Consider the following 11,200-nt stretch of genomic DNA (forward strand, 5'->3'; position numbering starts at 1 on the left):
CCCGGCGGGCCGCGGCCCGCCGCCGCCCAACGACCCGCCCTCCCCGGTCGAACTGTCCGTCCTGCGCGTGTAGATGACGCCCCGTGCCACCCGTCATCACGCATTCCTCACGCACGCAAGGACGACTTCGTCATGCCCAAGAACACCACCGCCCGCACCAAGCAGCGCCGCTCCGCCGCGATCGCCGCGGCCGTCGCCGTGGCCGCGATCCTCCTCGGCACCGTCTCGTACACCGCGACCAGGCCCGAGGCCCGTACGGACGTGGCCGACGTGTCCGATCAGCAGGCGGACAGCACCGAGGCCAACGACGAGCTGACCGACAAGCTCGCCAAGCTCGCCCGGCGCGACGCCAAGGACCCGCTCGCGCAGGGCCGCGCCGACGCGCCCGTCGTGCTCATCGAGTACGCCGACTTCAAGTGCGGCTACTGCGGGAAGTTCGCCCGTGACACCGAACCCGACCTGGTGAAGAAGTACGTCGACGACGGCACGCTGCGTATCGAGTGGCGCAACTTCCCCATCTTCGGCGCCGACTCGGAGTCCGCCGCGCGCGGCGCGTGGGCGGCGGGACAGCAGGGCCGCTTCTGGCAGTTCCACAAGGCGGCCTACGCCGACGGCGCCAAGGACAAGGGCTTCGGCGCCGACCGTCTCGACGCGCTCGCCCGCGAGGCCGGGGTGAAGGACCTCGACCGGTTCCGCACCGACCGCGAGGGCAAGGCGGCGCAGGCGGCGGTGAAGCAGGACAGCGGCGAGGCGTACGCGCTCGGCGCCACCTCCACGCCGTCCTTCCTCATCAACGGGCAGCCCCTCGCGGGCGCGCAGCCCGAGGCCGCCTTCGAGCAGGCCATCGAGGCGGCGAAGGCTCGGTCCGCGAAGTCCGGCGGCGGCAAGTGAGCGACATCGGCTACTTCGCGGCGTTCCTCGGCGGCCTGCTCGCCCTGCTCAGCCCGTGCAGCGCCCTGCTGTTGCCCGCGTTCTTCGCGTACTCCATCGACAGCCCGACCCGGCTCGTCGCCCGCACCGGAGTCTTCTACCTGGGGCTCGCCACCACCCTGGTCCCGCTCGGCGCCGCCGGCTCGTACGCGGGCCGCTTCTTCTACGGCAACCGGGACCTGCTCGTCTCCGTCGGCGGCTGGCTGATCATCGCGCTCGGGGTGCTGCAGATCGCGGGACGCGGCTTCGCCTCGCGCCGCATGTCGGAGATCTCCGGCCGGATCCGCCCCACCAACGCGGTGTCGGTGTACGCGCTGGGGGCGGTTTACGGCCTCGCCGGTTTCTGCGCGGGACCGATCCTCGGCAGCGTCCTCACGGTCGCGGCGCTCGGCGGGCACCCGGTGTACGGCGGAGCGCTGCTCGCGGTGTACGCCCTGGGCATGGCCGTGCCGCTGTTCCTGCTCGCCCTGTTGTGGGAACGGTTCGACCTTGGCGGGAAGCGGTGGCTGCGCGGCCGCCCGGTCCGCATCGGCCGGTTCGAGACGCACTCGACGTCGCTCGCATCCGGCCTGTTCTTCCTGGCGCTCGGCACGCTGTTCCTCGTCTTCGACGGGACGACGGCGCTTCCCGGACTCCTCGACGTCGACAACTCGTTCGCCGCCGAGCAGTGGGCGCGCGGCATGGGCGACCGGGTGCCGGACCTGCTCGTCCTGGTCGCGGCCGTGGTGCTGGTGGGCGCGTTCTTCCTCGTACGGGCCCTGCGCGGGCGCGCGGAGAGGGTGCCGGTCGAGGGCGATTAGCGTGCGGCGGCAGGGGGCGAGTTGACGCCAATCTCCCGCGTCAACCGCCCCGTCCCACGCGCCCCGGTGGCCCCGGGGGACGCCCGAAGCCGCGTCAACACCGTTCAGCGACACGCCGTGTTGTCCTGAAGTGCCCCCGTACGAGCGAAAACCTGTCGCGCGGGACCGGGCATCCATGGCTGAATGAACGCCGGGCAACCTCCGAAAGACCCAGAGATTCCAGCCCCAGTGAGCGGACCCCCGCTCATATGGTTAGGCTGTAGCCGCACGGTCACCGCAAGTGGGTCCGACACCTTGACCCATGGTGGCCGTACAGGGCGAGACCGAGAACCACGGCCGAACCCAGCAGCGACAACCGGCGCCACCGCGCCCGAACTGGCCCTCTACACAAGCCCGATCGGGCGCCGGACCCCGCGCGACGCTGGGCCGGTCCGCCGAAGCGGGTTACCCGACACACAAGGAGTGCGCGGTGACACCAGAGAAGACGAATCGCGAACAGAGCCCGAAGGACCGAACCGAGCGGGCCGGCCGGCGCAGGCCGGAGAAGCTCGGCAGTCTCGACGTCTGGGCGCGATCGGCGCCGATTCGCCTCGCGGGTTACGAGGACGATTTGGCGGAGCCGCACATTCTGCCCAGCGTGGATTAGTTTCGCCGAGCCGTGGTCGGGGTCGCGGGGCGCTGCCCCGGACCCCGCGCCTCAATCGCCGGCGGGGCTTGATTTGCCGACGCGTCAGCGGGCAAACACCCGGCGCCCGCCCACGAACGTCTCCGTGACCCGTGTCGAGCCGATCTCCTCCACGGGCCCGGCGAACGGATCCCGGTCCAGGACCACGAGATCCGCCAAGCACCCCGCCGCAATGGCCCCCGTCTCCGCGTCCAGATGGTTCACGTACGCGCTCCCGGAGGTGTACGCCGCGAGCGCATCGCCGAGCCCGATCCGCTGCTCCGGCAGGAACACCGGCGTCCCCGCAGGCGCATCCGCAAGCACCCGGTTCACCGCGACATGGATCCCCTGCAACGGATCCGGGCTGCTCACCGGCCAGTCGCTGCCCGCCGCGAGCGTCGCCCCGGCCCGCAGCAGCGCCGCGAACGGGTACTGCCAGGCCGAGCGCTCCGCCCCGAGGAACGGGATCGTCAGCTCGTCCATCTGCGGCTCGTGCGCGGCCCACAGCGCCTGCATGTTCGCCGTCGCGCCCAGTTCCCGGAACCGGCCGATGTCGTCGGGGTGCACCACCTGAAGATGCGCGAGGTGCGGGCGCGTGTCCGTCCAGCCATTGGCCCCCCGTGCCGCTTCCACGGCATCGAGTGCCTCGCGGACGGCCCGGTCGCCGAGCGCGTGGAAGTGCACCTGGAAACCGTGGGCGTCCAGCTCGGTCACGTACTTCTTCAGCGCCTCGGGCGGTACGAAGCTGATCCCGCTGTTGTCCGAGCGGCAGCCGCAGCCGTCGAGGTACGGGCCGAGCAGCGCCGCCGTGCCGTTCTCCGCGACCCCGTCCTGCATGATCTTCACGGTCGTCGAGCGGAGGCGGCCACGGGTGCCCGCCTCGCGCCGGGCGAGCAGTTCCCCGATCTGCTCAGTGCCGCGCGCCCGGTCCCACCACAGCGCGCCCACGACACGCGCGGTGAGCCGCCCGTCGTCCGCGCAGGCCAGATACGCGTCCGTGGGGTCGGTCAGGTTGGCGTGATCGCCGAGGATGGCGTCCTGCCAGGCCGTGACGCCGAGGGAGTGCAGGTGCTCCTGGGCGCGGAGCAGCCCCGCGATCTTCTCCTCGCGGGTGACCGGAGGCAGCAGACGTCCGACGAGGTTCGCGGCGCCCTCCTGGAGCATGCCCGTCGGCGTGCCGTCCGCGGCGCGCTCGATGCGGCCGTCCGACGGGTCGGGCGTGCGGGCGTCGAGCCCGGCGGCCCGCAGGGCGCGGGAGTTGACCCAGGCGCCGTGGTGGTCGCGGTTGACCAGATACACCGGCCGGTCCGGCACCAGGGCGTCCAGTTCGGCCGCTGTCGGCAGACCGCCGGGGAACGCCTCCATCGCCCAGCCGCCCCCGGTGATCCACTCGGCGTCCGGGTGCGCGCTCGCGTACGCGGCGATCCGCTCCCGGTAGTCGGCGAGCGTCGTCGAGCCGCTCAGGTCGCACTGGCCCATCTCCAGGCCGGCCCCGACGGGGTGCGCGTGCGCGTCCTGGAAGCCGGGGATCAACAACTTCCCTGCCAGGTCGACCACTTCGGTGCGCGGACCGATCAACTCGCGCACCTCGTCGTGGCCGACGGCGACGATCCGCTCGCCCCGCACGGCGACCGTGGTGGCGCGCGAGCGGGAGGGTGAGCCGGTGTGGACGGGGCCGCCGGTGAGGACGAGGTCGGCGGGTGCGGGCATGGTCTCAACTCCTAGTACATGTACGGGTGTACGGGTGTTACGAGTGGATGGCGGTCAGTTGGCCGTCGGCCCGGCCAGTTCGACGGCGTCGGCGTCGGTGCCGCGCCCGGTCCTGAAGTACGGGGAACGGCGCCCGTACTTGGCGACGGCGGCCATCACCAGACCGGTCAGGGCGATCGCCGCGGGCACCGCCAGCATGAACCACCCGTTGTCCGGCGACAGTTCGAAGTGGTCGCTCATCGTCGCGTACGAGTACGCCAGATACGCCCCGATGCCGAGGAGGGCGAGTGCGCTGAGCCCCGGTACGAGGACCGCGCGCACCGCCTCGCGGGGTGCGGTGCGCAGCAGCGAGCGGAAGCGGACCGAGCAGGCGAGGGCCGTGAGGCCGTAGTAGAGGGCGACGGTGAGCCCGATGGAGTTCACGGCGGCGAGGATCATCTCGTTCAACTTCGGTATCGCCAGGGCCAGTAGGGCGACCAGCGCCGCGATCGACATCACGACGACGGTGCCGGCGGCAGGCGAACCGTAGCGGGGGCTCACCCGCGTCCACACCTGGCCCATCGTCCGGTCCCGGCCCATCGCGAGCAGTCCGCGCGCCGTCGGGATCACGCTGGCCTGCAGGGACGCCACCGCCGAGAAGAGCAGCGCGAGCAGCGGCAGGCTGGCCACCGGCTCGTCGGCGAGCTTCGCGCCGAGGTAGGTGAGGGCCTGCGGGCCCTGCTCGACCAGCTCGGGCAGCGACATCTCGCGCTGGAAGGCCACGGAACCGTAGAGGAACAGCGCGAGCATCGCGAACAGGGCGATCAGCCCGCCGCGCCCCGCGTCCCGCACGTCCTTCGTCTCCTCGGTCACCGTGAACGCCGCGTCCCAGCCCCAGAAGAAGAACACCGCGAGGACCAGACCCTGCGCGAAGGCCGTGCCGCCGTGGATGTCGAACGGGTTGAACCACGACCACTGGAAGGCGTGCGAGCCGGTGACCAGGGACCAGCCGCAGAACCCGAGCAGCACCACGTACTCGAAGACGAGCAGCCAGGCCTGGAGGCGGGTCGCCTTGCGGACGCCGGTGACCGCGGTGACGGTGACGGCGGTGAGTACGAGCAGGCCGACGACGGTCGAAAGCGCCGTCGAGTTCGGGTCGAGATCGAGTCCCAACACCGTATGCAGATCTGCCTTGTTGGCGAACTGGAGGAAGACCGAGCCCGTCACCGCGCTCGTGTACGCCATGAAGATCAGCGTGCCGACGAGCGTGACCCAGCCGGTGAGGAAGCCGAGCCAGGGGCCGAGCGAACGGCCCACCCATACGTAGCCGCTGCCCATGTTCGGCTCCTGGCGGTTGAGGCGCGCGTACGCCACCGCGATGCCCAGGATCGGCAGGAACGCCACGAGTAGGACCGCCGGCGCGTGCAGCCCGACCGTCGCGGCGAGGGAACCCATCCCGATGCCGATGCTGGTGGTCGCGGCGGTGCTGGACGCGGCGATGGCGATGCCGTCGACGACGCCGAGGGAGCGGCGCAGACCCGGTGGTTCGCTTCTCATGATCGATCTCCTGACGGCAGGGAGGCAGGGGAGGCAAGGGAGACGGCGGTGCGGGAGGGGTGGAGACCGCGATCAAATCGGCCTTGCCTGCTTGCGTCAATGGTGTTGTCATAAGCGGGACGTGCCGGGCGAGCAGGGGGAGATGACCATGACGGAGGGGCGGATCCCGGTGGAGCGGCGGCGCCGCAAGCCGACGAAATCGGGGGTGCTGCTGTCCGAGGACGTGATCGTCGACTGCGCGCTGCGCCTGGTCGGGCAGCACGGCGGCGACGCGCTGAGCGTGCGCCGGCTCGGCGCGGCACTCGGCTGCGATCCGAGCGCGCTGTACCGCTACTTCCACAGCACGGACGACCTGCTGCTCGCCGCCTCCGACCGGCTCATCGGCGAGGCCATGGACGGCTTCCACCCCGAGCGGATGGCCTGGCGCGACGGGCTGCGCGAGTTCGGCCTGCGCATCCACCGCGAGTACCGCGCGCACCCGCGGGTGGCGGCGCTCGCGGCGTACCGGGTGACGCGGCGGGCGCACGAGTTCCGGGCCGTCGACGCGGGCATCGGGCTGCTCAGGCGGGCCGGCTTCGGCGAGGAGGACGCGGTGCGGCACTACTCCGCCTTCGTCGACACCGTCCTCGGCCACGCGGCCCTGGACGCCGCGTACCTGGCACTGCCCGCGGAGCGGCGGGAGGCGGACGACCGGGCGTGGACGGGGGAGTACGCGAACCTGTCGCCGCAGACGCACCCCCAACTCGGCGCGGCGCGCGAGCACTTGCCGCTGATGGCGGGAAGTTCGTTCGCGGTGGCGCTGGAACTGCTGCTGACGGCGCTGGAGGTCGCGGCGTCGGGATGAGCGCGCGCGAAGGCCCACGCCTGTACCGGCGGGGGCCTTCGCGGTCGGGGCTCGTCAGAGGTTCCTGCCGAAGAACCGATACCCGGCGAAGTCGTCGACGTGGACGAATCCGAGGCGCTGGTAGAGGGCGTTGCTGGTCGGGTTGTCCGGGTCCGTGAACAGGACGACGTCCGTCGCGCCGGCGGCCAGTGCGGCCCGGGCGGCCTCGGCCGTCACGGCGCCCGCGTAGCCGAGCCCCCGGCGGTCGGCCGGGGTGTAGACGGGGTCGATGCGGATCATGTCTCCGACGAGCGAGGTGCCGGCGGCCATGGAGACGGGGGTGCCGTCCGGGGTCTCCCAGAGCGTGAAGTGGCGGTCGCCGAAGCGTGAATCGGCCCAGGCCCCGGCGTCGATCAGGTCGATGGACTGCTGCTCCCCGACGTCGACGCAGAACTCCCGGCACCAGCGCACGATGCGCTCGCGGTCGCTGTCTCCCGCGGGACGCCCTCGCCCTTCTGGGCCGGGCTGTGGCGGGGTGAGTGTGCCGAGCCGGTAGAGGTGGGTCCGCCAGAAAGGATCCGCCGCCGCGCCGGTGTGCCGCTGCCATGCCTCGGCGAAAGCCGCGGCCGTCGCCTGGTCCGCGATGACGTTCGCGGGCGCATGACCCAGGTCGGCCAGTTGGGCGGCGAGGCGGTCGGTCCGATGGGCGGAGAGGGGCGTGAGGCCCAGACGGCCGCGCGGCGTGCGGTAGAAGACGGCGCGGACCTCTCCGGCCGACTCCAGTCGGCCGAAGACGGCGGTCTCGTTACCCTTGGCCCCGGGGCCACCGATCCGCAGCTTCTCGATGTCCGTCAATGGTGTGTTGTGCAGGGCGGGGCGGGAGCGCAGGAAGTCGCCTGCCCGGGCGAGGAAGTCGTCGACGTCTTCGGTGAGTTGCCAGTCGTCCGAGGTCATGCTCCACGATCTCCCGGTGTCGGTGTCGCATTGCCCAACTGCCCTCGCAACCACTCCTCCACCTCACCCACATGCGCCGCGGCAGCGGCCCGCGCCGCCTCCGGGTCGTGGGCGGTCAGGGCGCGGAGGATGCGGGTGTGTTCGCGGCGGGTGCGTTCGAAGGCGCCCTCCTGTTCGTAGCCGCGCCAGACACGGGCGCGGAAGGTGCGCGAGGAGAGGCCCTCCAGGATCGCCGCCATCGTGTCGTTGCCCGCGGCCGCGGCGATCGTGCGGTGGAACGCAAGGTCGTGGGAGAGGATCTCGTCCGGGTCGTCGGTTGCCTCCATCGCCGCCAAGTGGTCCTCTACCTCGGCGAGTTGGGTGCGCGTGATGCGGGCCGCCGCGAGCGCCGTGGCCGTCGACTCCAGGATGCGGCGCACCTCAAGGAGCTCCACCAGCTGGGGTCCGCGCGACAGGTCGGCGACCACCCCGAACGTCTCCAGCAGGTCACCGGCCTCCAACTGCGTGACGTAGATGCCGGATCCATGCCGCGCCTCCAGGGCGCCGAGCACGGTGAGCGCCCGGATCGCCTCGCGCATGGAGCTGCGCGAGATGCCGAGCTGCACCGCCAGATCCCGCTCGGTGGGCAGCCGTTGGCCCGGCTGGAGCTCGCCGCTGCCGATCATCGCCTTGAGCTGCTCAATGGCCCGCTGGGTGACGGTGGCCTTCTGCATGCCGCGCAGTGTAACCAGCCAAGTGGTCGGACCACTACCGGTGAAGTCGGACCACTTCGCGGCACCAGAAGGCGTAAATACCGAGAAAACTTGCCTACGAAGGGTGTTGGCGCCCCGAAGTGGTCTGATAAATATCTCGGCGCGGGCCGGAACCGGAAGGGCGGGGACCGACCGCGCCCATGACTTCAGGAGCCGAGGAGCAGTCCGATGACTGGCACCACGATGGACCCGAAGGGCACAACCAGGGGGAACGGGGCGCCGCGCGCCCGCAGTTCCAGGAGGCGGGGGCTGAGCGCGGTGGCCCTGCTGGGCTGCGCCGCCCTCGCCCTCGCCGCCTGCGGCAGCACCAAGGACACCGCGGCCGGCGCGGGCGGTGGCGGTGGTGGCGGCGACGGCAAGGGCAAGGTGGGTGTCATCCTGCCGCTGCTGACCTCGCCGTTCTGGCAGTCGTACAACGACTACGTGCCGAAGATGGCGAAGTCCGAGGGCGTGGACGCGCTGAAGACCGTCAACTCCAACAGCGATCCCTCGCAGCAGATCACGGACATCAACAACCAGCTCAACCAGGGCGTGAAGGGCCTCGTCGTCGCGCCGCTCGACAGCGCCGCCATCGGCGCCGGGCTCGATCAGGCCGAGCGCAAGGGCGTGCCGGTCGTCGCCGTGGACGTCGCGCCCGACAAGGGCAAGGTCGCCATGGTCGTACGGGCCAACAACGTCGCGTACGGCAAGAAGGCCTGCACGTACCTCGGTGACCACGTGAAGACCGGCAAGGTCGTCCAGATCATGGGCGATCTCGCCTCGGTGAACGGGCGTGAGCGGTCCAAGGCCTTCCGGGACTGTGTCAAGGACGAGTACCCGAAGCTGAAGGTCCTGGAGATACCGGCGAAGTGGGAGTCGGACACCGCCGCCTCCAAGCTCGACACACTCCTCAACGCCAACCCCGACATCAAGGGGATCTACATGCAGGCGGGCGGCGTCTATCTCGCGCCGACCCTGCAGACCCTCAAGTCCAAGGGGATGCTGGAGAAGGCGGGGTCCGCCAAGCACATCACGATCGTCTCGAACGACGGCATCCCGCAGGAGTTCGCCGCCATCCGCAAGGGCCAGATCGACGCGACGGTCTCGCAGCCCGCCGACACGTACGCCAAGTACGGCATGTACTACATCAAGGCGGCGATGCAGGGGAAGAAGTTCAAGCCCGGTCCCACCGACCACGGCTCGAAGATCGTGAAGCTGCCCAGCGGCACCCTTGAGGACCAGCTGCCCGCCCCGCTCGTCACCAAGAAGAACGTCGACGACCCCGAGCTGTGGGGAAACACGGTCAAGTGAGTGCCCCCACCCCGCCCTTGGTCGAGGCCCACGGCATCGTCAAACGCTACGGGCCCACGGTCGCCCTCGCCGACGGCCGGCTCACCGTGCGCGCGGGCGAGTCCCACGCGCTCGTCGGGCGCAACGGCGCGGGCAAGTCCACGCTCGTCCAGGTCCTCACCGGGCTCCAGGCCGCCGACGCGGGCACGCTCACCTTCGACGGGGAGCCCGCCCCGCCGCTCGGCCACCGCGAGGCATGGCGCGCCAAGGTCGCCTGCGTGTACCAAAAGTCCACGGTCATACCCGAGTTGACCGTCGCGGAGAACCTGTTCCTGAACCGGCAGCCGCACGCCCGGCGCGGCTTCTTCAGCTGGAAGAAGCTCGACGCCGAGGCCCGCGAGCTGCTCGACACCTGGGACGTGCGCGTCGACCCCGGCGCGCCCACCGCCGACCTCAAGGTCGAGGACCGGCAAATGGTCGAGATCGCGCGGGCGTTGAGCGGCGGCGCCCGGTTCATCGTGCTCGACGAGCCGACCGCGCAGCTCGACAACCGCGAGATCGAGCGCCTCTTCGCCCGCATGCGCGCGCTCCAGGATTCGGGCGTGACCTTCCTGTTCATCTCGCACCACCTCCAGGAGGTGTACGAGGTGTGCCAGACGGTCACCGTGCTGCGCGACGCCCGCTGGATCACCACCGCACCGGTCGCCGAACTGCCGCGGCCCGCCCTCGTCGAGGCGATGGCGGGGGAGGCGGTCGCGGAACAGGCGGCGGCCGCGGCGGAGGCGGTCGTCGAGCAGGCGGCCGAGGAGGCCGTCGAGCCCGTCGTGCTGGAGGTCGCGGCCCTCACCTCGGACACGTACGAGGACGTGGACCTGACCGTGCGACGCGGCGAGGTCGTCGGGCTCGCGGGTTCCAGCGGCAGCGGCAAGATCGCGCTCGCGGAGTCGCTGGCCGGGCTGCACACACCCACGTCGGGTACCGCCCGGCTCGACGGGCGCGTGCTGCCCTTCGGGGACGTGTCCGCCGCGCTCGCCGCGGGTGTGGGGTGTGTGCCGCGCGACCGGCACGAGCAGGGGCTCGTCACCGGGATGTCCATCGGCGACAACTCCACGTTGTCGGTGCTCGGGAGGCTCGGCCGGCGCGGATTCATCGGTACGGAGAGCCGCCGGCGGTTCGCCCGTGAGCTGATCGAGCGGCTCGACATCCATGCGGAGGGGCCCGACCAGGCCGTGTCCGATCTGTCCGGCGGCAATGCGCAGAAGGTGGTGATGGCCCGTGCGCTCGCCTCTGACCCGCGGTTGCTCGTGCTGATCAATCCGACGGCCGGGGTCGACGTGAAGTCCAAGGAGTCGCTGCTGCGGCGGGTCGACAGTGCGCGGGACGACGGCACGGCGGTCCTCGTCGTGTCGGACGAGTTGGACGATCTGCGGCGCTGCGACCGGGTTCTTGTGCTGTTTCACGGTCGCGTCGTCGCGGAGCATGCGGCGGGGTGGGCCGACCATTCGCTGATCGCGTCGATCGAGGGGGTTTCCAGTGACGTCAACCCGTAAGGCCCCGGCCTCCCTGTCGGCCCGGCCGCGGGGCTCTGCCCCGGACCCCGCTGCTCAATCGCCGCAGGGGCTTGATAGTGCCAAGAACGTCCTCCTGCGTCGCGCGCGCGAACTCGCCCTGGTCCCCGCCCTGTTGCTGCTCCTGATCCTCGGTGCCGTCCTCAACGACTCGTTCCTCACCGAGCAGAACATCATCTCCATCCTCGGTTCCT

General features: G+C 71.2%; 10 protein-coding genes and 1 pseudogene. 7 read left to right on the top strand and 4 right to left on the bottom strand.

Annotated elements, in window-relative coordinates; all coding sequences use genetic code 11:
* Positions 1-132: 132 nt before the first annotated feature.
* The 3 genes from OKJ99_RS05810 to OKJ99_RS05820 all read left to right on the top strand — a co-directional run bounded on the left by OKJ99_RS05810 (position 133) and on the right by OKJ99_RS05820 (position 2,376).
* The gene (locus tag OKJ99_RS05810) at positions 133-891 is read left to right on the top strand and encodes a DsbA family protein (RefSeq protein WP_326014668.1); all 759 of its coding nucleotides are present in this window, start codon (positions 133-135) and stop codon (positions 889-891) included.
* Complete coding sequence (locus OKJ99_RS05815) at positions 888-1,730, top strand: cytochrome c biogenesis CcdA family protein (RefSeq protein WP_326014669.1); 843 nt, start codon at positions 888-890, stop codon at positions 1,728-1,730. Before OKJ99_RS05810 ends, OKJ99_RS05815 begins: the two co-directional genes overlap by 4 nt.
* 469 nt (positions 1,731-2,199) lie before the next feature.
* Complete coding sequence (locus tag OKJ99_RS05820) at positions 2,200-2,376, top strand: hypothetical protein (protein WP_326014670.1); 177 nt, start codon at positions 2,200-2,202, stop codon at positions 2,374-2,376.
* Positions 2,377-2,460: 84 nt separating this feature from the next.
* On the opposite strand, the gene OKJ99_RS05825 is transcribed toward OKJ99_RS05820, so the two are convergent.
* Entirely contained in the window at positions 2,461-4,104 is a 1,644-nt protein-coding gene (locus OKJ99_RS05825; RefSeq protein WP_326014671.1) for an amidohydrolase, read from the bottom strand.
* Positions 4,105-4,158: 54 nt separating this feature from the next.
* Positions 4,159-5,640 carry an APC family permease gene (locus tag OKJ99_RS05830; RefSeq protein WP_326014672.1) on the bottom strand — a complete coding sequence of 494 codons (1,482 nt, stop codon included), beginning with the start codon at positions 5,638-5,640 and terminating at the stop codon, positions 4,159-4,161.
* Positions 5,641-5,788: 148 nt separating this feature from the next.
* Here OKJ99_RS05830 and OKJ99_RS05835 point away from each other — a divergent pair, with 148 nt between their 5' ends.
* The gene (locus OKJ99_RS05835) at positions 5,789-6,484 is read left to right on the top strand and encodes a TetR/AcrR family transcriptional regulator (protein ID WP_326014673.1); all 696 of its coding nucleotides are present in this window, start codon (positions 5,789-5,791) and stop codon (positions 6,482-6,484) included.
* A 54-nt stretch (positions 6,485-6,538) separates the two neighbouring features.
* Here OKJ99_RS05835 and OKJ99_RS05840 read toward each other — a convergent pair whose 3' ends face one another.
* Together OKJ99_RS05840 and OKJ99_RS05845 are read right to left on the bottom strand one after the other, a co-directional pair.
* Positions 6,539-7,417 (bottom strand): GNAT family N-acetyltransferase, encoded by an 879-nt coding sequence (locus OKJ99_RS05840; RefSeq protein ID WP_326014674.1) that lies wholly within the window; start codon positions 7,415-7,417, stop codon positions 6,539-6,541.
* Positions 7,414-8,130 (bottom strand): FadR/GntR family transcriptional regulator, encoded by a 717-nt coding sequence (locus OKJ99_RS05845; protein WP_326014675.1) that lies wholly within the window; start codon positions 8,128-8,130, stop codon positions 7,414-7,416. Before OKJ99_RS05845 ends, OKJ99_RS05840 begins: the two co-directional genes overlap by 4 nt.
* Positions 8,131-8,352: 222 nt before the next feature.
* Between OKJ99_RS05845 and OKJ99_RS05850 the strand changes: the two genes are divergently transcribed.
* From OKJ99_RS05850 to OKJ99_RS05860, 3 genes and pseudogenes are all read left to right on the top strand, one after another.
* Positions 8,353-9,459: a sugar ABC transporter substrate-binding protein gene (locus OKJ99_RS05850; RefSeq protein ID WP_407700650.1), complete on the top strand. Its 1,107-nt coding sequence runs from the start codon at positions 8,353-8,355 to the stop codon at positions 9,457-9,459.
* The gene (locus OKJ99_RS05855) at positions 9,456-10,988 is read left to right on the top strand and encodes a sugar ABC transporter ATP-binding protein (RefSeq protein ID WP_326014677.1); all 1,533 of its coding nucleotides are present in this window, start codon (positions 9,456-9,458) and stop codon (positions 10,986-10,988) included. The genes OKJ99_RS05850 and OKJ99_RS05855 overlap by 4 nt, the downstream gene beginning before the upstream one ends.
* Positions 10,972-11,200: pseudogene (locus OKJ99_RS05860) on the top strand (hypothetical protein); the annotation flags it as partial. The gene OKJ99_RS05855 and the pseudogene OKJ99_RS05860, both read left to right, overlap by 17 nt.

This window comes from Streptomyces endophyticus, from assembly GCF_035798155.1.
Taxonomy (GTDB): domain Bacteria; phylum Actinomycetota; class Actinomycetes; order Streptomycetales; family Streptomycetaceae; genus Streptomyces; species Streptomyces endophyticus.